The organism is Azonexus sp. R2A61, assembly GCF_021401135.1.
In the GTDB taxonomy this organism is placed as follows: Bacteria; Pseudomonadota; Gammaproteobacteria; order Burkholderiales; family Rhodocyclaceae; genus Azonexus.
The window spans coordinates 718,060-741,627 of record NZ_JACBFO010000001.1; the positions used below are offsets into that span (position 1 = coordinate 718,060).

Genomic DNA, 23,568 nt, shown 5'->3' on the forward strand with positions numbered 1-23,568 from the left:
TCACCCAGTTTTTAGCAACTGCTATACTGTGCATGTTATCAACCTTTTCTTGCAAACATCCACAGATTATGGCCTACCTCTTCAAATCAGGAAATAACACCTATTACAGGGTCACAATAAATAGAAAAGGTCACAAGGTCAATAAGCTTTTCCACTCATTTAAAGAAGCAGATAGATTTGAGAAAGCTACAAGAGAAGCAATTGATGCAGGAACTTATATTGATGAAGATACAAAGCTCTTATTAATTCCCACAGTTAGAACTTTATTAGAAGATTACTTTACTCTTATTGAGAATAATAATTCTCACTATGTAGCTTATAAACAAACAATCAAGAACAAGAGATTTAAGTTACTAACTCAAATTCCATCAGTGCAAATTACTTTGCCTGATATGCAAGTCTATTACAGCAATTACAGAACAATAAACAATTCAAATCTTGATGGCTCTGTTCCATTAGGTGACTTCTATATTGATACTGTTGATGATTATTTAATTAGAAGATATGTAGAAGCAAGAAAAGAAGCAGGTTTAAAAGATGGCTCAATAAGTACAGAAGTCATTTATATTAAGTCAGCTTTTAAAGTAGTTAATAGACTGTATCCACAGTTAAAGAGTGAAGATATATTTATCCAAAATCCTTTTGATGCTTTAACTAGGGCAGATTTGCCAAAGAGGTCACCATCTAGAAAAAAGATTATTAGTCAAGAGAATTTAGATAAAGCACTAGAATTTTTCAGCAGTAAGAAAAATAAACAATATTTACTTGCATACAAAATTTGTTTGGAAACAGGTTTAAGAAAAACTGAATGCTTGTCAATTCAACTTCAAAATGTCAGCAGGGAAAAGGGGGAGATTTATCTACCCATCACCAAAAATGGCAGGCCAAGAACTGTAAAGATAAGTGAAGAAATTTTGTCTTTATTGCCATTGGAAGAGATTACAGGCCCACTGTTCACCATTTCAGTGTCAGCTATTAACATGGAATGGTCCAGGTGCTTTAAAACCCTCCCAAAGGGTTCTAGACCTGTTTGGCACAGTCTCAAAAACACAGCCATTAGCAAAGCATTAAGTGACAGTAAAGAGTTCCAAATTGCTGAAAACTTCCAAATTAGTGTTGAGTCACTAAAACAATATCAGCAAGATGAAGAACTACAAAAATTCTTTGAAAAGCTTTTGAGAGGTGAAAAGCCAACAGCAGAAGAAGCTTCAAAATATATTGGTGGTCACTCTTCATTAGGCATGACACAAAAATATTTTGTAGATAAGAAATAATTGTGCTAGTGTTACTTTGTAACTATTTACTAGGAGTAATTTAAATGTCTAAGGCTGTTGAAATTCAAAAGCAAAAGGAAGAATTGCAAAAGCAACTTGCTTCACTTGAAATTGAGCAAGCTAAAATCATTGAAGCTGAACAAGATAAATGGATTGCAGACCACAAACAAGAAATGGAAGCTTTGGGTTTGTATGCAATGAAGAAAGGTGGAGCCAAGAAGAAGAAGTAATTATTCTTCCATCAAAAACAAAAGGACTCTTTTTAGAGTCCTTTTTTTATTTCTTAAATCATTGCCCCCTAATTGGGTAAGTACTTAAAGCAACAATATCAGGATGGCTTTTATCTCCTAAACCCAAAGATTCAACCTTGCTCAAAACTAAATCTTTTTGAGCTTTACTAACATACATTTTATTGCCAATAGGTCCAGAAAAATCAGCTAGTAATTTCTTTCCTGCTGGTGATAGCTCATTAGAAAATAAATCAATTTCAGTTTTGCTTTCTAATGGCTTATCAATTGCTTTTGGTGTTACTGCTTTTAATTCATCTGCTTTTGGCCTTTTGCTTTTACCTGAGCATTCATAATAGTATTTTAAGAATGTATTGAAGGATATTGTTCTCTTGTTTATTTGGAAAATATCCAGTTTCTTTATTATTTCATTATAGACTTCATTAAGGCTAAATCCATATTCTAGTTTTGCCTTAATCTTAGGATATACATATTCCATACTGCTCTTAATATTGCTTGTTTCTTTCTTTCTACCTGTCAAATTGCTATTAAATATTTCATCTATATCTTGCATATAATATCTCCTTATATTATTAGATATATATAAAGTACAAGATAAATATAAATTGTCAACTAGTAAATAATATTTGTTGACATTCTGGAATAAATCAGTATAGGTATAAGTATGAGAGTAGTATAGATATAGATTTAATTGGGTGTTTACATATATGTGGCACTTAATGGGAAGGACAAAAACAGCAAGGCTACTCACATCACCGTAGGTGATATGAACCTTGTTAGGACTTTGTCCTAATACCTAAAAGGGATTCTCCCTTTACCCTTTTAAAGTCAAAACCATATTGCTCTCTTTATATAAGGAGCAGTCATGGAAGAAAAAGAAAAAAAGACTTTGCCAGAGTTTTATAAAAGGAAGCCTGCTAGAACAAAAAGAATTGAAGTCTTATTGTCCCAAGATGAATTTGAGTTATTGCAATTTCATTTGCAGAAGAAATTATATGCAGGCAATAAATCAGGTAGGCCAGATTTTTTTAGAGCTTGTATTCAAAATCCCATTGAGCCAGAAATTCACAATTACAAAATTAGGCTCTTAAAAGAACTAAATAAAATTGGAGTAAATTTAAATCAAGGTGTAAAAGCTTTGCATATTTTGAATCACAAACTAAATGATTCACCATATAAGCCAGAACATCATCAAGCATTAATTGATGCAACTAAATCTTTAATTGCAATTGAGCAAGCAATTAAGGAGTTAAGAAAATGAATATCTCATTTTTCCCAACTGGTCAAAATTGTGTTAATTCAGCAATTGCATATGTGTTTGGTGAAATAGATTCAAAAGGAATAAAAAGAACTATTGAACCTGAATTGCTAAGAGGTGACCCTGAACTAGTTAAATCTGTTTGTGATGAAACAGACAGGTTATATAAATATACAAGTGGCTCACTTAATTTTGCATTAGGTGAAAGACCTAATGACATACAGATTGCAAATGTTATTGATGACTTTGAAAGAAGAATGTTTGCAGGGTTAGATAAATCTTCTTATGCAATGATGTGGGTGAAGCATGAAAATGCAGATGGAAAAATAGATTTGCATTTCATAACACCAAGAACAAATTTAGATACTGGTCAAGCAATGAATATTAAGCCACCTGGTAAAGGTATGGAGTTAAGTTTAGATGCTTGGAGAGACACAATAAATCATCAATTGGGTTATCAAAGAGTTTTAGAAAGTCCTGAAATTAAGGACAATAAAACAGCTTGGGAAAATCATGGTGACAGCAAAAAATCTATTGATGCAGAAATAAAGCTGTTAGTAAATTATGGTGATATTAAAAGTAGGGATGAAATTAAAGAGTATTTAAAGAGTGAAGGATTCACTATTGAAAGAGATACAAAATCATCAATCTCTATTAATAGGCCTGAATGGAAAGAAGAAAATAAAAAAAATATTAGATTAGAGGGAGGTATTTATGAGCAAGGATTTAATTTTAGAAAAGAGGATAGAGAGCATAGTTACAGAGAAAATTCAAGAGGGGGTAGTGAATACTCTAAATCCATTGCTGAAGCAGCAAGAAGACTTGATGAATTTACAAAGCAAAGAACTGAGTTCAATGAAAAAAAATATGGAGGTATTCAACAGCAGACTTATGAAAACCAACTTACAAATGCTTCTATCTCCATTGCTGATAGGAATAATTTTAATGAGTTGTCTAATAAGTTGGGGCCTATATCAAGCAAACCAAATAACAAAGAACTCTCAATTACTAGTGGTGGGGGAAAATCAAATGATGTTAGAAATAAACAACCCCAAATATCATTACCAGCAAACAACAATAGAGGGGAAAGAGTACATAATAATCAAGAAGAAATAAAATCTTCCCCTATTGTTTCAACACCAACACAGCAACAAACTATTTCCAGCTCATCAATGGGAATAAATAAAGCTGCCAAGGTTCAGGGTATTGAGGGTTCATTGAGTTCTATCAAAGCTCAATTAATTGCATTAGGTGGTAAATTTTCAAATGACCCTAATGAAGCAATGAAATTATTTGCTCAAATAAATAGCTTAAAAGCACAAGAACAACAATTATTAGTTCAGCTTCAACAAGCTAAATTAGAATTGAATGGTAAGAGTTTACAAATAAAAGATGGTGGTATTTCTTTATAAGTTGCTTCTAGCAACCAATTGAACAGAGTTCAATAAACAGAGGTTTTGATTTTGGTTTTTGTTTTTAGATAATAAAAAAGCTCTAGATTAAGAGAGCTTTATTTATTTGAGTAAGGAGTACCCGTCACTTACTGCACTACCAATCAGAATTTAGTCTCATTGCAAGACATATATATATTGTATTCTGCATTATTGATTTTGTCAATATATTCATTGACAAATAATTAATATTTGCTATCATATTTATACCAATCAGGAGTAAATATGTATAACAATAATAATACAGAATTCTTTATATTGGTTAGTCTAGGATTAACCAATTATGCAGGTAGATAATACATTAACAAGATTTTATAATCACTTATCTACTGTTGATAAACTGCAATGTGCAAATAAGTTTGATGATGGCATTAGTTTATTGCCTTTGAATTATGCAAAGCACAAGAAGAATATACAAGTTCACCCATTCAAAAAGCAATATATAGCTCTTGATATTGATTATCCAATAACAAGATTTGAGATTGTAAAAATGGGTTTTAAACTGCCAACAATCTTTATACAGAATCCAAAAAATGGACATGCTCATATTCTGTATGAATTAACTTGTCCTGTATCTTTCCAACCCAACAGCAGAAAAGCCCCTCAAAAGCTCTTTAAAGAGGTTTCAAAGGTATTGGGTGAGGAAATGGGAGCAGATGAAAACTATGCAGGCCATTTCATCAAAAACCCACTTAATAAAGCCTGGACAGTTCATACTAATGATGTCACTTATGAATTAAAAGACTTTCTTGCAGACAGTGAAAGCTTAAATAAAGACTATTCAAAAGCAGTCAGCAGTAAAAACATTGAGATTGGAAGAAATCAAACAATCTTTGACACAATAAGAAAAATAGCTTATCAAAGTGTTTTGTTTGCTACTTGTCCAAAAGAATTTAAAGAACAAGTATTAAATGATTGTAAAACACTAAATCAATCATTTGATAACCCATTAACAGGTAAAGAAGTAAAACAAATTGCTACATCAATATCTAAATGGGTTTGGAATAAAAAAGCATCAATCATTGCCAATGATAAGCAATCAAAGAAAAATATTGGAATAATGGGATTTGGCCCTAATGCTTTACAGGGTGCAATACCTGTAAATGCTGATGAAGTCAAAACAAGACAATCAGCAGGAGCAAAGTACACAGCAAATATAAAATCATCAGCAACATTAAAAACCCTTCAAAAGGCTTTTAAAGAGCTTTCTAATGCTGTATATACTCCAACACAAAAGGAACTAGCAGAACATACTAAATTAGGTATTGCAACAATTAAAAGACATTGGAAGTCTATTATTTAATTGTATTTTAAAAAGGTATCATTAGGTATATCAGGTAAATAGTATTTATACAGTAGTAAATCTATATAAATAGATATAAGAATAAATTAAGAGATATAGATATATGTTGCTTTTAGCAATAGGGTTTATATTCACAAAGTGAATAAAAAAGGGCAAAATTTTCGCCCCGCCTCACCCCATAAGCCACAAATCCAGATCCATCAAAACATTCTATTTAGCAGTATCTAGCAATTCACCAGTTTTGACCATCTGTAACACGTTGATAAGTAACAGAATAAAAAATGTGTAAGTAATAGGTGACGATGTGCAGCGGCCGGCTCATGGGCGTCCGATCAGGAAATCTCCAGCATCCGGTCGAGCGCCAGACGGGCGAATTTCACCTCGTGTTCCGGCACCTTGATCTGGTTGACCACCTTGCCGTCGACCAGGTTTTCCAGCGTCCACGCCAGGTGCTGCGGGTCGATGCGCTGCATCGTCGAGCACATGCAGACGGTGGTCGCCATGAACTGGACGATCTTGCCTTGTGGCAGCACCTCTTTCGCCAGACGGTCGACCAGGTTGAGTTCGGTGCCGACCAGCCAGCGCGTACCGGCCGGCGCTTCCTTGATCGTCTTGACGATGTGCTCGGTCGAACCGACGTAATCGGACGCCGCGCAGACCTCGAAATTGCACTCGGGGTGAGCGATCACTTTGCCGTCCGGGTACTTGGCGCGGAAAGCATCGATGTGCGACTTCTGGAACATCTGGTGCACCGAGCAGTGACCCTTCCAGAGCAGGATTTTTGCCTTTTTCACCTGATCGACCGTCAGACCGCCCATTTCCAGGTCCGGATCCCAGACGACCATCTCGTCCATCGGGAAACCCATCTGGTGGCCGGTCCACCGGCCGAGGTGCTGGTCGGGGAAGAACAGCACCTTGGGCCGCTGCGCGAAGGCCCACTTGGCGATGGTGCCGGCGTTCGACGAGGTGCACACGATGCCGCCGTGTTCGCCGCAGAAGGCCTTCAGGTCGGCCGCCGAGTTGATGTAGGTGACCGGCGTGACCTCGTTCTCGACGTCGATCACCGAAGCCAGTTCGCGCCAGCAGCGTTCGACTTTGGCCAGGTTGGCCATGTCGGCCATCGAACAGCCGGCGGCAAGGTCGGGCAGGATGGCGATCTGGTGCGGCGCGGTCATGATGTCGGCGACTTCGGCCATGAAATGCACGCCGCAGAAGATCACGTACTCGGAATCGGTCTGCGCCGCCAGCTTGGACAGCTTCAGCGAATCGCCGGTGAGGTCGGCGTGCTGGTAGACGTCGGCGCGTTGATAGTGGTGCCCGAGGATCACGGCACGCTTGCCGAGCTTGGCGCGGGCGGCGCGGATGCGTTCCTGGCAGGCGTCGTCGGAGAGCTTGTTGAACGGGTCGAAGGCGATGGTCGCGGTGTGCATGGTTTTTGATGAAAGGGCGCGGTCGACCGCGCGAAAAGGCGAATTATCCCTGAATCCACGGCAGTCCGGCCTTGCGCCAGCCACCGACATTGTTGCGCTGGCCGTTGGCGTCCTTGTCGCCTTCGAAGCCTTCGAGGATGTTGTAGCAGTTGGTGTAGCCGATCTCCGTGGCGGCCGTTGCCGCGCCGATCGAACGTACGCCGCTGCGGCACAGGAATAGCACCAGTGCTTCGGGATCGACGCGTTGCTTGAGCTCGGCCAGGAAATTGGGGTTGCGCACGCTGCCCGGATACTGGTTCCACTCGATTTCGACCGACCCCGGTATGCGGCCGACCCAATCCCACTCGGCCCGCGTTCGCACATCCACCAGGCGGGCGCCGGGGGCGGACTGCAGCAGCACATGGGCTTCGGCCGGCAACAAATCGCCCTGATAGGGGCGGTCCAGCGCCTGGCCTCGGGCCTTGGCCAGTTCGAGAATTTCGCTTAATTGTCCCATGGTCGTCGACTGCTAGAATCAGGAGGCTACAGTATAGGACAGACATGATGGCGCACGGACGGCAAGGCACGGAATCGGCACAGGCACGGGATCGCGAGGCGCAGAAGGCGACCTGGGTCAGCGTGGCGGTCAATCTGGCAATGACCTTGCTGCAGATACTCGTCGGCTGGCTGGCGCATTCGCAGTCGCTGATCGCGCATGGCCTGCATTCCTTTTCCGATCTGCTCTCCGATTTCCTGGTGCTCTGGGCCAGCCGGCAGGGGGCGCAGCCGGCCGACCGCACCCATCCTTACGGTCATGCCCGGGTGGAAACCGCCGCCACGCTGGCGCTCGGGCTCTCGCTCGCGGCAATCGGCGGCGGCATCCTCTGGGAATCCGGCTGGCGCCTGCAGGCCGGCGGCGAGTTGCCGGTCATCGCCTGGTCGGCGATGTGGGTGGCCGTCGCGACCGTGTTGGTCAAGGAGGGGCTCTATCACTACCTGATTGCTGCAGCCCGTCGCTTGCGCTCCCAGTTGTTGACGGCCAACGCCATGCATACGCGGGCAGATGCGGCTTCGGCCCTGGTCGTCGTCGTTGGCATCGGCGGGGCGCTGGCTGGCTGGGATTTTCTCGACCTGCTGGCGGCGGCGGTGATGGGTTTCATGATCCTGCGCATGGGGGTTGTGCTGGCCTGGGGCGCCATTCAGGAACTGATCGATACGGCGCTTGACGATAGCCAGGTCGATGCGATCCTCGGCAGCCTGCAGTCGGCGCCCGGTGTGCGTGGGCTGCACGGCTTGCGGACCCGGCGGATGGCCGGGCAGGCTCTGGTTGATGTCCATCTGCAGGTCGATCCCCGGATCAGTGTTTCCGAGGCGCATCGCATCGGCGAACTGGCGCGCCGGCAGGTGCTGGCGGAGCATCCGGAGGTCCTCGATGTGCTGGTTCATATCGATCCCGAGGACGATGGCACCGGCTTGTCGCGTCCCGACGAGATGCCCGACCGGGCCGAGGTGCTGGCAGCGCTGGCCCCGGTGCTGCAGGACGGGCTGCGGCTCGACCGTTTGCAACTCCATTATCTGGCCGGGGGGGTCGATGTCGATCTGGCCTTGCTTTGTCCGCCAGCGATCGAGTTGGCAAGACTGGCAGCGATCGAAGGGCATGCCCGACAGGCCTTGTCCGGCCTGCGCGGGGTGCGGGAAGTCAAAGTGGCGTGCATTAATGCACAAAACTAGTGCGCACAGGTGTTTTGCGCACTAGTTTTGTGCGTCGTGGATTGTGCGATTTCCGTCATCTCATTGTGGCAGAATGCAAAACTCGATCGTCGCTTAGTGGCATGCTTTCTGCTAACACCCCCGCTGCGATTTTTTGATTCTTGCCGGAGGTTCCGGCAACTCGTGTTTTCTTAGGAGACTTACGCTTATGGCAACCCCGCAAGACGTGATGAAGATGGTCAAGGAAAACGACGCCAAGTTCGTCGATTTCCGTTTCACCGACACCCGTGGCAAGGAACAGCACGTCACCGTGCCGGTCTCCGCCTTCGACGAAGACAAGTTTGAAAACGGTCACGCTTTCGACGGTTCCTCCATCGCTGGCTGGAAGGGCATCCAGGCTTCCGACATGCTGCTGATGCCGGACCCCGCCACCGCCTACATCGATCCGTTCTTCGACGAAACCACCGTCGTCCTGACCTGCGACGTCGTCGATCCGACCGATGGCCGCGGCTACGACCGTGACCCGCGCTCGATCGCCAAGCGCGCCGAAGCCTATCTGAAGTCTTCCGGCCTGGGCGATACCGCCTACTTCGGTCCGGAACCCGAATTCTTCATCTTCGACGGCGTCGAATGGTCCGTCGACATGTCCGGCTGCAATCTCAAGATCCATTCCGCCGAAGCCTCCTGGGGTGCCGGCGAGAAGAATGACGGCAACGGTGCCACCGGTCACCGCCCGGCCGTCAAGGGCGGCTATTTCCCGGTTCCGCCGGTCGACAGCCTGCACGACATCCGTTCCGCCATGGTTCTGACGCTGGAAGCGCTGGGCGTGCCGGTTGAAGTGCATCACCACGAAGTGGCCAATGCCGGCCAGTGCGAAATCGGTACCAAGTTCAGCACGCTGGTTCAGCGCGCCGACTGGACCCAGATCCAGAAGTACGTGACCCACAACGTCGCGCACCAGTACGGCAAGACCGCCACCTTCATGCCGAAGCCGATCGTCGGCGACAACGGTTCGGGCATGCACGTTCACCAGTCCGTCTGGAAGGACGGCAAGAACCTGTTCGCCGGTGACGGCTACGCCGGTCTGTCCGAGTTCGCCCTGTACTACATCGGCGGCATCATCAAGCACGCCAAGGCACTGAACGCGATCACCAACCCGGGTACCAACTCCTACAAGCGTCTGGTCCCGCACTACGAAGCCCCGGTCAAGCTGGCCTACTCCGCCAAGAACCGTTCGGCTTCGATCCGTATCCCGTTCGTTGCCTCGACCAAGGGTCGTCGCGTCGAAGCCCGTTTCCCGGATCCGCTGTCGAACCCGTACCTGTGCTTCTCGGCCCTGCTGATGGCCGGTCTGGACGGCGTGCAGAACAAGATCCACCCGGGCGATCCGGCTTCCAAGAACCTGTACGACCTGCCGCCGGAAGAAGATGCACAGATCCCGACCGTCTGCGCCTCGCTGGAAGAAGCCCTGGCCTCGCTGGATGCCGATCGCGAATTCCTGACCCGTGGCGGTGTCTTCTCCAACGACTGGATCGATGCCTACATCGCCCTGAAGATGGACGAAGTGAACAAGGTTCGCATGACGACCCACCCGGTCGAATTCGACCTGTACTACAGCCTGTAATTCCCGGGCATGCGAGAAAGGGCGGGGTTTCCCGCCCTTTTTTCGTCAACCTTCCGGGATCGTCGAAGCAATCTCGGCTAAACTCTGGGGTCCCGGAGGAATGATGACGATGACACGTTTTCTGATCGGCTCGCTGCTTGTGCTCCTGGCTGTTGCCGCACATGCGCAGGCCATCTATCGGTGTACCGACGACGGTGGCAGCGTGCTCATTTCGAACAGCCGTCAGGGCAAGAACTGCAAGACAATTGCTGGCGACGCGCCGGTGAATTCCTCCGTCGGGACTCCCGCAAAAGCGCGCTCGGCCAGCAGCAATCCGACGCCGGGAGATTTTCCCCGGGTTGGCGAGAGCACCCAGAAGGCCCGCGACGGGGATCGTCGCCATATTCTCGAGCAGGAACTGGGCGTCGAGCAGCGCGGTCTGGAGCAGGCCAAGCGCGAACTGGGCGAACAGGAAGCCGCCAAGCAGCCGGCCGATCGCCTGCAGGCACAGCGCGAGAAGATCGCCCGGCACGAACGCAACATCCAGGCGATCCAGAAGGAACTCGGCAATCTACGCTGAGCATAAAAAGCGATGAACGTTACCCATGCCAATTTCGCGGGCCTCGACCTGCTCGCCTCGGCGGTGCTGCTGATCGATGAAGAGCAGGGCATCCGGTTCGTCAATCCATCCGGCGAGAATCTGTTGGCCGTCAGCAGTCGGGCGGTTGTTGGCAAGCGATTGAGCGATATCTGCACCTGTTCCGCCACCCTGCAGTCGGCAATCGACAACGGTCTGGCCAACAACTGGGGTTATACCGGTCAAAACATCGAACTGAAGCGCGGTGACGGCGAAGTGCTGCATCTCAACTGCACGGTCACCCCGCTGCGCCCGGATATTGCGGCTGGCATGCGCTTGCTGCTTGAACTGCAGCCGATCGAACATCATCTCGCGGCAACCCGCGAAGAGCGTCTACTTGAACAGCAGCAGGCGAACCGCGAACTGATCCGCAATCTGGCGCACGAAATCAAGAACCCGCTGGGCGGTATCCGGGGGGCGGCCCAGTTGCTCGAACACGAATTGAGCAATCCGTCGCTCAAGGAGTACACCCAGGTCATCATCAAGGAAGCGGACCGACTGCAGGATCTGATGCAGCGGCTATTGACGCCGCATCGGGCGATGCTGCCGACGACCGTCAACATCCACGAAATCCTGGAGCGAGTGCGCAGCCTGCTGACTGCGGAGTTTCCCGGTTCGCTGCAGATGCAGCGGGACTACGATACCAGCCTGCCGGAACTGGTCGGCGACCGCGAGCAACTGATACAGGCGGTCCTCAATATCGCCCGCAATGCGGCGCAGGCAATGGAAGGCGCTGGCGAAATCGTGCTCCGCACGCGGGCCCTGCGGCAGGTGACGCTGGCCAAGAAACGCTATCGTCTGGCCATGGAGATCAAGGTCATCGACAACGGTCCCGGCATCCCGGAAAAGATTCGCGAGCGCATGTTCTATCCGCTGGTCTCGGGTCGCGAAGGCGGTAGCGGCCTCGGATTGACCATCGCTCAGAACTTCATTCAGCATCATCACGGCACGATCGATTGCAGCAGTCAGCCAGGGAAGACCGTATTCACGCTGCGTCTGCCGGTCGAGCAGGGTTGATGCGGCGGCAGGTCTGACTCTTGCTTCGTGGACGTCCATTCCAATGACGATAAAAGACAACATGAAACCAGTCTGGATCGTAGATGACGATCGCTCCATTCGCTGGGTCCTCGAGAAGACGCTGTCGCGCGAGGGGATTCCGTTCAAGAGCTATGCTTCGGCGAGCGAAGCCATTTCCCAACTCGAGCAAGGCATCGAGCCGCCACAGGTATTGATGTCGGACATCCGCATGCCCGGACAGTCCGGTCTCGAGTTGCTGCAGGAGGTCAAAACCCGCTTCCCGAGTGTGCCGGTCATCATCATGACCGCCTATTCCGACCTGGAAAGCGCCGTTGCCGCTTTTCAGGGCGGCGCTTTCGAATATCTGCCCAAACCCTTTGACGTCGATCAGGCCGTCGAACTGATCCGCCGGGCGATCGACGAGTCGATGCACCAGGCTGGTGCATCCGAGGAGGAGGGGCTGGTGCCCGAAATCCTCGGTCAGGCTCCGGCCATGCAGGAGGTGTTCCGTGCCATCGGCCGCCTCGCGCTGTCGCACGCCACGGTCCTGATCACCGGTGAATCCGGTTCCGGCAAGGAACTGGTGGCGCGTGCCCTGCATCGCCATAGCCCGCGGGCGGACAAGCCCTTCATCGCCATCAATACCGCGGCGATCCCCAAGGACTTGCTGGAATCCGAACTGTTCGGCCACGAACGCGGCGCCTTTACCGGCGCCCAGACGCAACGCCGCGGGCGTTTCGAGCAGGCCGAGGGGGGCACTTTGTTCCTCGACGAAATCGGCGACATGCCCGCCGAGTTGCAGACTCGCCTGTTGCGAGTGCTGTCGGATGGCCATTTCTACCGGGTCGGTGGGCATTCTCCGATCAAGGCCAACGTCCGCGTCATTGCGGCGACCCATCAGAATCTGGAAAACCGGGTCAAGGACGGCATGTTCCGCGAGGATCTTTTCCATCGCCTGAACGTCATCCGCATCCGTCTGCCGGCCCTGCGCGAGCGACGCGAGGACATCCCGCTGCTGACCCGCCACTTCCTGCAGAAGAGCGCCCGTGAGCTCGGCGTCGAGGCCAAGCGACTGTCCGACGCAGCGCTCAAGTATCTGTGCGGCCTGGACTTTCAGGGTAACGTCCGGCAACTGGAAAACCTCTGCCATTGGCTGACCGTCATGGCCCCGGGGCAGCAGGTTGAAGTCGGCGATCTGCCGGGTGAGTTGCGCGAAGCGACGCCGGTGGCGCTGGCAACCGACTGGGAAAGTGCGCTCGAAGGCGAGGTCGACCGCATGCTGGCGCGCGGGGTGCCTGACGTCCATGGCGTGCTTTCGCAGGTCTTCGAACGGATCCTGATTGCCCGGGCACTGGCGCATACCGGCGGCCGCCGCATCGAAGCGGCGCAGGCGCTGGGTATCGGTCGCAACACGATTACCCGAAAGATCGCTGAACTCGGCATCGAAGGCGGCAAGGAGGCCTCCGGGGAGTAAAATTCCCGGATGACCCTGCTTGATCCCGTTCGGCTGAAAGCCGCACTTGGTGCGCTGGCGGTGCGCTTCGACGTCGATGCGCTCGACCGGTGTGCCTCGACCAACGATGAAATCGCACGTCGTGCCGCGGCCAACGCGCCGTCCGGCACGGTCGTCGTTGCCGACCGGCAGTCTGCCGGGCGTGGGCGGCGCGGACGCCACTGGCTGTCGGCGCCGGAATCCAGCCTCACCTTTTCGATGCTCTGGCGTTTCGGCGGTTCGCCGTCGGCGCTGAGCGGTCTGTCGCTGGCCGTTGGCGTGGCCCTGGCGCGCGCCCTGAATCGTCTGGGCGCCCGTGACGTGCACCTCAAATGGCCGAACGACGTGCTGTGGCTGAATGACGGGCAGGCGGCCAAACTGGCCGGCATTCTCATCGAGTTGTCGTCCGATCGACGGGCAACCCAGGTCATCATCGGCATCGGCCTGAATCTGGCGCCACCGGCCGGCGATCTTGGTCAGCCGGTTGCCGGACTGGAGCAGACGGGGGCCGTGGTCGAGCGTCATCAGGTTCTGGCCGCCATACTTGCCGCGTTGCATGAGGTGCTGGCGATTTTTGCGGTCGACGGCTTTGCCACGTTGAAAAACGAATGGCAGACGCTCAACGCCTGGCAGGACCGGCCGGTCGTCGTGCTGGGCGATGCTACCGAGATTTCGGGCATCTGCCGCGGCGCCGACGACGACGGTGCCCTGCTCGTCGAGACCGACGCCGGTCTACGGCGCGTGCTGGCCGGCGACCTCAGTCTGCGTGGCGCATGATCCTGTGCATCGACAGCGGCAACAGCCGCATCAAATGGGGGATCGCTGCCGAGGCCGCCAGCGCGTGGCTGGCGGAAGGCGTTCTGGCGCACGAGGAGGTTGGCGCGTTTGCCGCATTGTCGGCCAACTGGCCGCAGTTGCGCTGTGTGATGCTGGCCAATGTGGCGGGACCAGCCGTTGAAGCGGCGATTTGCGCAGCGCTGGGGGAAGCCGCCGGGCGGGTGCGGATCGTACGTAGCGCGTCGTCCGCTGCCGGGGTGGTCAATCGTTATGAAAATCCGGAAAAACTTGGGGTCGACCGCTGGTGTGCGCTGATTGCCGCCCGCAGTCTGGGGGTTTCGTCGCAACTGGTGGTCATGGCCGGTACGGCGACCACGATCGACGGCCTGGATGCGGAGGGGAATTTCCTGGGCGGGGTGATCCTGCCGGGGCGGGCGCTGATGCACGCGGCGCTGGCCCGGGGAACGGCCGGCCTGCCGTTGGCCCAAGGAGTTTACGCCGACTGGCCGCGCCGGACCGACGATGCCATCGCCAGCGGCGCCGTCGAAGCCCTGACCGGTGCCATCGAGCGCGCCTGGCGGCGTTTGCCTGGCGAGGAAAGGAGCTGCCTGCTGTCGGGTGGGGATGCCATGACGTTGACGAATCATCTTGTCATTCCGCATCGGTGCGTGGAAAATCTTCCCCTGTTGGGGCTGCGAGTCTTGGCCAGCCTGTCATTGCATCGGGAAGCGTGATTCACCATGGAAATCATTCCGGTTGCCGAACTGAAGATCGGCATGTTCGTCGTCGAACCGGATTGTCCATGGTCGGAGTTTTCGTTTGCCCTTCAAGGGTTTGTGGTTTCCCGCCCGGAGCAGGTCGTGCAGTTCCGGGAAAAGTGCCGCTTTGTCCAGATCGACCGCTCGCGATCCCTTGAGGCGTACTATGTGGCGCCGAAAGTCCAGACTGATCGTCCTCTGAAGGCGAAACCGCTGATTACCACTGCAACGGTGGTCGAGGCAGTGCCGCGGCAGGCGGCACCGCTGTTCGCTGCGCAGCGGGTCGAACAGCAACGGCGGCGCCGGAAGTTTCTGGATTTCCTGCAGGCGCAGGAGGACGACGCGGCGCTGCATGCGCTGAATCGGGAACTGGGACGCATCGAGCCGCGGTACGACGCGCTGGTCCAGTCGCTGCAGAGTTCGTTCCAGTCGATCGCCAGTGACCGCTACTTCGATATCAATGGCGTCCGCGAAGGCGTCCGCGATCTTGCCGGCAGCCTGCAGCGCAATCCGGATGCCTTGATGTGGCTGTTGCGCCTGAAGGGCATCGATCAATACAGTTTCGATCATGCGATGGATGTCTCGGTGCATCTGCTGCTGCTCGGCACCCAGGTGGGCTGGCGCGGGCCGCATCTGGTCGATCTCGGGCTGGCCGGCATGTTGCAGGATGTCGGCAAGACCCAGGTGTCCGCTGACCTGCTGGCCAAACGCGATCCGCTGAGCGTTGCCGAGCAGGAACTGATCCGTTCGCACGTGGCCAGTTCGCTGGAGATCCTGACGACCCAGACGCAGGTGTCGACGGAAGTCCTGCAGATCGTTTCGCGGCATCACGAGCGTCGCGACGGTAGCGGTTACCCGCGCGGTCTTCAGGAGGGGGCAATCGGCATCGGCGCCGAAATGGCCGGTCTGGTCGATTCGTTCTGCGCGATGCTGAAAAACAAGCCTTATCGCACCGCGATCGGCCACCAGCAGGCGCTCGAGGAACTGTTCAACCTGCGTGGCCGGCAGTTCAATGCGGCCTTGATGGAACAGTTCGTCCAGTGTGTCGGCCTGTATCCGATCGGTACGCTGGTCGAACTGTCTACCGGCGAGGTCGGGGTCGTCATCCAGCAGAACCGCGTGCAGCGCTCGCGGCCGCGCGTGCTGCTGATGCTCGATGCGGCCAAGGAAATGGTCAGCGGCTATCGTGTTGTCGATCTGCGCGAGCCAGCGTCGGCCGCCATTCGCGTCAGTCGGGCGCTGCCGCACGATGCCTACGGGCTGGATCGTCATGAGCTCTATCTCGGCTGAGCCACCCGGTTTCTTCGATTTTGAAGCCTATGCGCTGCCGGCCGAGGCATTGCGTTCGTTGCCGGCCCTGCAGGCGCCGTGGCGCGACCATCTGCTGCGTCAGGCGGAAACCGTGCCGGCTGATCCCGATTTTCGGCATTTCCTGGTGTTGACCGCAGAATTGCCGGTATCGATCGGCGATGTCGGCTGGCAGCAGCAATGGATGCGCGCCTGGTACCGGCTGCATGGCCGCGATTGTTCGCCGGCGCGTTTGCAGCAACTGCTGCATGCAGCGAGTGCGCATTGCGAGGCCTTCCTGCTCGAGGACACCGCAAACGCCGTGCCGCGCCTGCATTACGAACTGATCGGCATGCTGAACCGGGCGGTGCTGGCCGCCATCGGGTGCGCCATCGAATTGAGCGAGGAGGCCCGACGGGAAGAACGCGGCCCGCCCGGGGAACTGGCGGCGCTGGCTTGTCTTCGGCGCTTGCTGGCGGATGCCAGGCCGGCCGCCGTGCTGTCGGTCGCCCTGCTCGACCGGGAGGCCTGCTCGGTGCTGACGGCCAGCGACCGGCAGCGCCTGCCGAGCTTGCTGGCGGATCATCTGGCGCGCCTGTTGCACGACGGCGACAGCGTGTTCATCGGCCGCGAAGGCGAATGGCTGGTCGTACTGCCCGAGGTTCTCGGCATGGCCCAGGCCGGGTTGGCGGCTGCCCGGATCGGCCGGGCCTTTGCCGAACCGGTCAGGCTGTTCGGCGGCCGCTCGCTGCTCCTGCAGGCGACCGTCGGTGCCGCCATGTTGCCCGAACATGGCGAGGATGCGGAAAGTGCGCTGCAGGCTGCGCGTCTGGCGCGCTGGAGCCTGGTCGGCAGCGACCAGGCGTTTGGCTGGTATGCACGTTCGATGAGCCACGACTGGCAGCATCGCATTGCCCTTGCCGAAGAACTCCAGGCAGCACTCAATGGCGATGCCCTGCAGTTGTTCCTGCAGCCCCAGGTTGACCTGGTCAGCCTGCAATGCACCGGCGCCGAGCTGCTGTTGCGCTGGCAACGCCGGGACGGCAGCTGGGTCGCGCCGCCCGAGATCGTGGCCTTGATCGAGGAAAACGGCTGGCGGCCCTTGTTCACCGACTGGCTGGTGCGCGGGGCACTGCAAATGGCGAGCGAGCTCGACCGCGCGGATATCGGCGTTTCGCTGTCGTTCAATCTGACCGCCGCCGATCTGGTGGATCGCGAGCTTCCCGAGCTGCTGGCCCAGCGTTGCGCAACCTGGGAGGTGCCGGCGGCGCGGTTCACACTGGAATTGACCGAATCGGCGTTGATGGGCGATCGCCATGCCGGTCTGGCGGTGATGCAGCGGCTGCGTGCGCAGGGGTTCCGCATCGCGCTCGACGATTTCGGGACCGGCTATTCCTCGCTCAGCTATCTGGTCGGCTTGCCGATCAACGAGATCAAGATCGATCGGGCCTTCATCGTCGCCATGCTCGACACCGAAGAGGGGCTGCGCATCGTGCGGACCATCGTTGATCTGGCGCGCGATCTCGATCTGCGGCCACTGGCCGAGGGCGTCGAGAGCGAGGCTCAGCGCAACTGCCTGATCGGCCTGGGTTGTCATCTGGCGCAGGGCTTCCTCTATGCGCAGCCGATGCCGCTCGGCGAGTTCGTTGCCTGGCATCGCCAACGCAACGCTTGAACAAAGCCCGGCGAGCGGAGACAATCCGGCGTCATTGCCGACCTGCAGGGATATCGCCATGTTCGACCCGGTGCTCAACCAGTTGCCCGCTTTCGCCGGCTTCTTCGCCACGGCGATCGTCCTGCTCGTGCTGTTTGTGCTGCTGTACGTCTGGGTGACGCCCTACAACGAGCTGGCGATGATCCGTGAGGGCAATACCGCTGCCGCGATCAGCCTGGGCGGTGCGCTGCTTGGCTATGCACTGCCGATCGGCGTTTCGGTGGCGACCAGTCACGATATCGCGGTCATGGTCGGCTGGGGCGTCGTGGCCGGTGCGGTCCAGTTGGGGGCGTATCTTGTCGCCCGTCTGGCCTTGCCCGATCTCGGCGTGGCGATCCCGCACGAGCGCCGCTCGGCCGGCATTTTCATGGCATCCCTTTCCGTCGGCGTCGGCATCCTGAACGCCGCCTGCATCGTCTGACCAACCCGCTTACCGAACGGAGGCTCGCATGGCCCTGATGGACTTCATCAAGAAACAATTCATCGACATCCTGCAATGGACCGAGGATGCCGACGGCACGCTGGCCTGGCGCTTCCCGATGCAGGAGATGGAAATCCAGAACGGTGCCAGCCTGACCGTGCGCGATTCGCAGATGGCGATCTTCGTCGACGAAGGGCAGGTCGCCGATGTCTTCGGCCCGGGCATGTACAAGCTGAATACCCAGACGCTGCCGGTCCTGACCTATCTGAAGAACTGGGACAAACTGTTCGAATCCCCGTTCAAGAGCGATCTGTACTTCTTTTCGACCCGTGGACAGCTCGATCAGAAGTGGGGCACGCCGAACCCGATCACCATCCGCGACAAGGAATTCGGCATCGTCCGCCTGCGCGCTTTCGGGATTTACTCGTATCACCTGGTCGACCCCAAGATCTTCTACCAGAAGGTTTCCGGTACCCGCGGCAGCTATACCCGCGAAGAGCTCGAAGGGCAGTTGCGCAGCACGCTGGTCGCCGGGCTGACCGACCTGTTCGGCGAATCCGGCGTGGCCTTCATCGACATGGCGGCCAATCAGGACGAGTTCGGCAAGGCGATGCTGCAGAAGGCGGCGCCGCTGTTCGCCGACTACGGCCTGCAGCTCGACACGCTGGTCGTGCAGAACGTGTCGCTGCCCGAGGAACTGCAGAAGCTGCTCGACCAGAAGATCGGCATGAACATGATCGGCGACATGCAGCGCTACACGCAGTTCCAGGTCGCCAGCAGCATTCCCGATGCGGCCAGGAACGAAGGCGGCATCGCGGCGATGGGTGTCGGCCTTGGCGCCGGCGTCGGCTTTGGCCAGGTGGTCGGCCAGGCCATGGCCTCGGCGATGCAACCGGCCGCTGCCGCGGTATCGGCCGACGATGTCGTGGCGACGCTGGAAAAGCTGCACGGCCTGGTCGAGAAGGGCATCCTCAGTCAGGCCGAGTTCGATGCCAAGAAAGCGGAATTGCTGAAAAAGCTGAGTTGACCGCAGCACCGTGGCGCTGACCGCCTCCTGTCCCTCCTGCGGCGCGCCGGTCGTCTTCCGTTCGGCGTCGTCGGTCTTTGCCGTCTGCGACTATTGCAGCAGCACGCTGGTCCGCCACGACCAGACGCTGGAAGACATCGGCAAGATGGCGGCACTGGTCGAGGATCGCTCGCCGCTGCAACTGGGTGCCGAGGGCAGCTACCGGGGCGTGCATTTTGCGCTGATCGGACGCATCCAGATCCGCTATGGCGAAGGGCTCTGGAACGAATGGCATCTGCTGTTCGACGACATGCGCACCGGTTGGCTGTCGGAGGCCGCCGGCGAGTATGTGCTGAGCTTCGTCCAGCCGGTGCAGGAAGTGGTGCCGGCCTTCGACGAATGGCGCATCGGCGAGCGTTTCGTGCTGGCCGGCCAGTCCTGGGTGGTGAGCAATCTCGAACGTGCCGAGTGCGTCGCCGGCCAGGGCGAGTTGCCGTTCAAGGTCGGTGCCGGCTATCCGGTCAATGCGGTCGACCTGCGTAACGGGCGGAATTTCGCCACGCTCGATTATTCGGAAACGGCCCCCTTGCTGTTCGTCGGCGAGGCCGTCGATTTCGGCGCGCTGGCGATGAACGGGCTGCGCGACGGCATGGCCGTGCCGACGCGCAAGGTGGACACCCGGGTCTTTCGCTGTCCGGCCTGCGGTGCGCCGATGCAGGCGCGCGATGCGAGCATCCAGGCGGTCGGCTGTGCGAGTTGCGGGGCGGTGGTCGATACCAGCGACGAGACGCTGCGCCTGCTGTCCAAGGCCCTAAAGCAGCGCGACGGCGGCTTTGCCCCGCGCCTGCCGCTGGGCAGCAAGGGGCGGCTGGCGGGGCAAGCGGTCGAGCTGATCGGTTTCCTGGTCAAGCGCAGCAAGGTGGACGGCATCGCCTACCACTGGCGGGAGTACCTGCTGGCCGGCGAGAACGGGAGCTACCGCTGGCTCACCGAATACAACAATCACTGGACCCTGGTCGATGTCCTGTCCGATCCACCCAACGTCGGCGGCAACGAACTCGCCGATGTGCGCTGGCAGGGCGAGCGCTACCGGCATTTCTCGACGGCGGCGCGGGCCGAGGTGGTGCATGTCGAAGGGGAGTTCACCTGGCGGGTCCGGCGTGGCGAGATCAACCGGGTGACCGACTATGTCGCACCGCCGCATACGTTGTCGCGCGAAACGGATGACAAGACGCTGAGCTGGTCGCTCGGGACTTATGTCGAGCCGGCCGTGATCGCTGCCGCCTTCGGTCTGAAATCGGGGCTGCCGGCCCCGATCGGCGTCGGCGCCTGCCAGCCCAATCCGTGGGCCGAAGGGCATCGCAAGGTGTGCCGGCTGTTCTGGAAACTGGCGCTGGTCGCGGTGTTGGTCCAGGCCTGGTTCGTCATCGGCGGCGGTGGCAGCACGCTGCTCCGCCAAACTTTCGACTTCGCCCCGAACGGTCTCGAGGAAAGCCGGCAGACCGGCGAATTCCGGATCGATGGCAAGCCGCGCAAGATCGCCGTGCGCAATCAGACCAATCTGGACAACAACTGGGCCGTCTTCGAACTGCTGCTGGTCGACAAGAACACCGGCCAGGCCTGGCCCGCGGCGCGCGAGGTTTCCTACTACCATGGCTACGACGACGGTTACTGGTCTGAAGGCGACAATGCCGACGAGGTCGTCTTCCTGAACGTTCCGCCGGGGACCTACTATCTGACGGTCGACGCCGAGCTGGCCCCGGAAAAGCCCCTGCCGCTGCGCAGTGCGCTGGAGGTCCGGACAGCCGGTGCCGGCTGGTCGAACTTTGTGCTGGTGATGATCTTCCTGGTGGCTTTCCCGGTATTCACCCGGCTGCGCCACCATGCCTTCGAGGTCCGGCGCTGGGCCGACAGCGATCACGCGCCGGACGACGACGAGGACGACTGATGTTCGACAAATTCAACCTGGCTGCCGCCATCCTCGCCCTGAGCCTGTTCGGCTATGCCCAGCAGCAGGGCTGGAACCTGTTTGACAACGTCGCCAATCCGGACGGCCGCAGCGGCGGTAGCGGCCGGGTCTATCACAAGTAGTTTCAGTCGCCGCCACATCCGCCGCCGTCACCGCCGGAATCTCCACCGCTGTCGCCGGCACAGCCACTGCTGCAGCCGATGTGGCTGGCACAGTACCCGTCGCTGTTGCCCGTCTGACCGGCCGCCAGGCAGTCGAGCCGGAAAACGAAGCCACCGGCGATGCCTAGCGCCGCGTCGAGTGCAAACAACCGGGGCAGGCGTGCAGGGGTTTTCGGATCGATGCCTTCGTGGGCGCAGGCCAGTCGCCAGGCGAGCCGGATACCGTCGCCAGCCTGTGTCGGCGATGCCATGGCCTCGACTGGCGTATGGTGCAGGAAGCGTCCGAACGCCTTGTGGCAGAAAGTGTCGTATTGCCGCGTAAAGAGGATGAATTCGTGCCAGGCATCGTCAACCGCCTGCGAAGGCATCGCTACCATCCGGCGGCCGGCCCGGTTGCAGATCAGGAAATAGTCGCGCAAGCCCTCCAAAACTTCTCCGCGCTGGCTTTCCGACAGGGACGGCCGACGTGCGGCCAGACGTTGGTCGAGGCGCGCTTGTAGCGGGAAGCTTTCGATGAAGCGGGCGCGACCGGCCCGGCGCCAAGACCGCCAGGCGAGCATGAGCAGGCCGGCAAGCAGGCCAAGCAGCAGGTATTTCATGCACTGACGGCGAAGCAGAGGTACTTCACTTCGAGGTATTCCTCGAGTCCGTACTTCGAGCCCTCGCGACCGAGGCCGGATTGCTTGATGCCGCCGAACGGGGCCACTTCGTTCGAGATCAGGCCGCTGTTGATGCCAACCATGCCGTATTCGAGCGCCTCGCCGACACGCCAGGCACGGCCGACATCGCGCGAGAAGAAGTAGGCAGCAAGGCCAAACTCGGTGTCGTTGGCCATGGCGATGGCCTCGGCCTCGGTCGAAAAGCGGAATAGCGGGGCAATCGGACCAAAGGTTTCTTCGCGGGCGACCTGCATCTGCGACGTCACGTCGGCCAGCACGGTCGGCTGATAGAAATTGCCGCCGCGCGCGTGGCGGGCGCCGCCGCACAGCACGCGCGCGCCCTTGGCGACGGCGTCGGCGACATGCGCCTCGACCTTGGCCAGGCCGGCGGCGTTGATCAGCGGCCCCTGGGCAACGCCGGGTTCGTCGCCGGCGCCGACCGGCAAACGACCGGCTCGTTCGGCCAGGCGCGCAGCGAAGGCCTCATAGATGCCGTCCTGCACCAGGAAGCGGTTGGCGCAGACGCAGGTCTGGCCGGTATTGCGGTATTTTGCCGCCAGCGCGCCGTCGACCGCAGCATCGAGGTCGGCGTCGTCGAAGACGATGAAGGGCGCGTTGCCGCCCAGTTCGAGCGACAGTTTTTTGAGGCTCGGCGCGCATTGCTGCATCAACAGCCGGCCGACTGCGGTCGACCCGGTGAACGACAGTTTTCTCACCGTCGGATTGGCACACAACTCGCCGCCGATTTCGGCCGGCTTGCCGGTCACCACGTTGAACACCCCGGCCGGCAAGCCGGCCTGTTCGGCCAGTACTGCCAGCGCCAGGGCGGTCAGCGGTGTCGCTTCGGCCGGCTTGACGACGACCGGGCAGCCGGCGGCCAGTGCCGGGGCCACCTTGCGCGTGATCATCGCCAGCGGGAAGTTCCACGGCGTGATTGCCGCGCAGACGCCGACCGGCTGCTTGACGACGAGCAGGCGCTGCGCCGGGTTCGGACTGGGAATGCTTTCACCGTAGCTGCGTTTGCCTTCCTCGGCGAACCATTCGACGAAGGAGGCGCCGTACGTCACTTCCCCCCTGGCTTCGCTGAGCGGCTTGCCGCCCTCGGCGGTGATCAGTTGAGCCAGATCGTCGGCGTTCTCCAGAATCAGGCGAAACCAGGTGTGCAGCAACTGGCTGCGCTGTTTCGCGGTGAGTGCGCGCCAGGCCGGCCAGGCGGCGTCGGCGGCGGCGATCGCCCGCCGCGTTTCGGCAGCGCCGGCAAGCGGTACCTTGCCGATCTGCTCACCGCTGGCCGGATCGATGACGGCCAGCGTTTGGCCGTCGTCGGCATCGACCCATTTTCCGTCGATCAGGTTGGTTGACCGCAGCAGGGAAAGATTCTGGAGATTCATGGTCTTGAAAAATCCTGTAAAAA

At 56.1% G+C, this 23,568-nt stretch carries 23 protein-coding genes; 18 read left to right on the top strand and 5 right to left on the bottom strand.

Annotated features, from left to right (window positions below):
* The first annotated feature begins 68 nt into the window (after positions 1-68).
* Both L0962_RS03560 and L0962_RS03565 read left to right on the top strand, forming a co-directional pair.
* Complete coding sequence (locus L0962_RS03560; protein ID WP_234084238.1) at positions 69-1,274, top strand: tyrosine-type recombinase/integrase; 1,206 nt, start codon at positions 69-71, stop codon at positions 1,272-1,274.
* Between the two features lie 44 nt (positions 1,275-1,318).
* Complete coding sequence (locus tag L0962_RS03565; RefSeq protein ID WP_234084240.1) at positions 1,319-1,504, top strand: hypothetical protein; 186 nt, start codon at positions 1,319-1,321, stop codon at positions 1,502-1,504.
* 58 nt (positions 1,505-1,562) lie between these two features.
* Here the strand turns inward: L0962_RS03565 and L0962_RS03570 are convergent, their stop codons facing one another.
* Complete coding sequence (locus L0962_RS03570) at positions 1,563-2,075, bottom strand: hypothetical protein (RefSeq protein WP_234084242.1); 513 nt, start codon at positions 2,073-2,075, stop codon at positions 1,563-1,565.
* A gap of 312 nt (positions 2,076-2,387) precedes the next feature.
* Here L0962_RS03570 and L0962_RS03575 point away from each other — a divergent pair, with 312 nt between their 5' ends.
* From L0962_RS03575 to L0962_RS03585, 3 genes are all read left to right on the top strand, one after another.
* Positions 2,388-2,783 carry a hypothetical protein gene (locus L0962_RS03575; protein ID WP_234084244.1) on the top strand — a complete coding sequence of 132 codons (396 nt, stop codon included), beginning with the start codon at positions 2,388-2,390 and terminating at the stop codon, positions 2,781-2,783.
* Positions 2,780-4,192 carry a relaxase/mobilization nuclease domain-containing protein gene (locus L0962_RS03580; protein WP_234084246.1) on the top strand — a complete coding sequence of 471 codons (1,413 nt, stop codon included), beginning with the start codon at positions 2,780-2,782 and terminating at the stop codon, positions 4,190-4,192. Before L0962_RS03575 ends, L0962_RS03580 begins: the two co-directional genes overlap by 4 nt.
* Positions 4,193-4,514: 322 nt before the next feature.
* Positions 4,515-5,534: a replication initiation protein gene (locus tag L0962_RS03585; RefSeq protein ID WP_234084248.1), complete on the top strand. Its 1,020-nt coding sequence runs from the start codon at positions 4,515-4,517 to the stop codon at positions 5,532-5,534.
* 332 nt (positions 5,535-5,866) lie between these two features.
* Here L0962_RS03585 and nadA read toward each other — a convergent pair whose 3' ends face one another.
* Entirely contained in the window at positions 5,867-6,964 is a 1,098-nt protein-coding gene (gene nadA, locus L0962_RS03590) for a quinolinate synthase NadA (RefSeq protein ID WP_234084251.1), read from the bottom strand.
* 43 nt (positions 6,965-7,007) lie between these two features.
* On the bottom strand, positions 7,008-7,460 hold the full coding sequence (locus L0962_RS03595; protein WP_234084253.1) for a rhodanese-like domain-containing protein: 453 nt from the start codon (positions 7,458-7,460) through the stop codon (positions 7,008-7,010).
* 44 nt (positions 7,461-7,504) lie between these two features.
* On the opposite strand from L0962_RS03595, the gene L0962_RS03600 reads away from it, so the two are divergent.
* The 13 genes from L0962_RS03600 to L0962_RS03660 all read left to right on the top strand — a co-directional run bounded on the left by L0962_RS03600 (position 7,505) and on the right by L0962_RS03660 (position 21,456).
* On the top strand, positions 7,505-8,674 hold the full coding sequence (locus L0962_RS03600) for a cation diffusion facilitator family transporter (RefSeq protein ID WP_234084258.1): 1,170 nt from the start codon (positions 7,505-7,507) through the stop codon (positions 8,672-8,674).
* A gap of 187 nt (positions 8,675-8,861) precedes the next feature.
* Positions 8,862-10,277, top strand: a complete 1,416-nt coding sequence (gene glnA / locus L0962_RS03605; RefSeq protein ID WP_234084260.1) for a type I glutamate--ammonia ligase — start codon at positions 8,862-8,864, stop codon at positions 10,275-10,277.
* A gap of 109 nt (positions 10,278-10,386) precedes the next feature.
* The gene (locus L0962_RS03610) at positions 10,387-10,836 is read left to right on the top strand and encodes a DUF4124 domain-containing protein (RefSeq protein ID WP_234084262.1); all 450 of its coding nucleotides are present in this window, start codon (positions 10,387-10,389) and stop codon (positions 10,834-10,836) included.
* A gap of 12 nt (positions 10,837-10,848) precedes the next feature.
* On the top strand, positions 10,849-11,910 hold the full coding sequence (gene glnL, locus L0962_RS03615; RefSeq protein WP_234084264.1) for a nitrogen regulation protein NR(II): 1,062 nt from the start codon (positions 10,849-10,851) through the stop codon (positions 11,908-11,910).
* Between the two features lie 61 nt (positions 11,911-11,971).
* The gene (gene ntrC / locus L0962_RS03620) at positions 11,972-13,384 is read left to right on the top strand and encodes a nitrogen regulation protein NR(I) (RefSeq protein ID WP_234084266.1); all 1,413 of its coding nucleotides are present in this window, start codon (positions 11,972-11,974) and stop codon (positions 13,382-13,384) included.
* A 9-nt stretch (positions 13,385-13,393) separates the two neighbouring features.
* The gene (locus tag L0962_RS03625) at positions 13,394-14,179 is read left to right on the top strand and encodes a biotin--[acetyl-CoA-carboxylase] ligase (RefSeq protein ID WP_234084268.1); all 786 of its coding nucleotides are present in this window, start codon (positions 13,394-13,396) and stop codon (positions 14,177-14,179) included.
* Positions 14,176-14,913, top strand: coding sequence for a type III pantothenate kinase (locus L0962_RS03630; protein WP_234084269.1), 738 nt, complete (start codon positions 14,176-14,178; stop codon positions 14,911-14,913). Before L0962_RS03625 ends, L0962_RS03630 begins: the two co-directional genes overlap by 4 nt.
* 6 nt (positions 14,914-14,919) lie before the next feature.
* Complete coding sequence (locus tag L0962_RS03635) at positions 14,920-16,227, top strand: HD-GYP domain-containing protein (protein ID WP_234084271.1); 1,308 nt, start codon at positions 14,920-14,922, stop codon at positions 16,225-16,227.
* Entirely contained in the window at positions 16,208-17,899 is a 1,692-nt protein-coding gene (locus L0962_RS03640) for an EAL domain-containing protein (RefSeq protein ID WP_234084273.1), read from the top strand. The genes L0962_RS03635 and L0962_RS03640 overlap by 20 nt, the downstream gene beginning before the upstream one ends.
* A 58-nt stretch (positions 17,900-17,957) precedes the next feature.
* Entirely contained in the window at positions 17,958-18,359 is a 402-nt protein-coding gene (locus tag L0962_RS03645) for a DUF350 domain-containing protein (protein WP_234084275.1), read from the top strand.
* 28 nt (positions 18,360-18,387) lie between these two features.
* On the top strand, positions 18,388-19,386 hold the full coding sequence (locus L0962_RS03650; RefSeq protein ID WP_234084277.1) for an SPFH domain-containing protein: 999 nt from the start codon (positions 18,388-18,390) through the stop codon (positions 19,384-19,386).
* A 10-nt stretch (positions 19,387-19,396) separates the two neighbouring features.
* Positions 19,397-21,313 carry a DUF4178 domain-containing protein gene (locus tag L0962_RS03655; protein ID WP_234084279.1) on the top strand — a complete coding sequence of 639 codons (1,917 nt, stop codon included), beginning with the start codon at positions 19,397-19,399 and terminating at the stop codon, positions 21,311-21,313.
* Positions 21,313-21,456, top strand: a complete 144-nt coding sequence (locus L0962_RS03660) for a hypothetical protein (RefSeq protein WP_234084282.1) — start codon at positions 21,313-21,315, stop codon at positions 21,454-21,456. The genes L0962_RS03655 and L0962_RS03660 overlap by 1 nt, the downstream gene beginning before the upstream one ends.
* A 2-nt stretch (positions 21,457-21,458) precedes the next feature.
* Here the strand turns inward: L0962_RS03660 and L0962_RS03665 are convergent, their stop codons facing one another.
* Positions 21,459-22,094, bottom strand: coding sequence for a hypothetical protein (locus L0962_RS03665; protein WP_234084284.1), 636 nt, complete (start codon positions 22,092-22,094; stop codon positions 21,459-21,461).
* On the bottom strand, positions 22,091-23,545 hold the full coding sequence (locus L0962_RS03670; protein ID WP_234084286.1) for an NAD-dependent succinate-semialdehyde dehydrogenase: 1,455 nt from the start codon (positions 23,543-23,545) through the stop codon (positions 22,091-22,093). Before L0962_RS03670 ends, L0962_RS03665 begins: the two co-directional genes overlap by 4 nt.
* Positions 23,546-23,568: the final 23 nt, after the last annotated feature.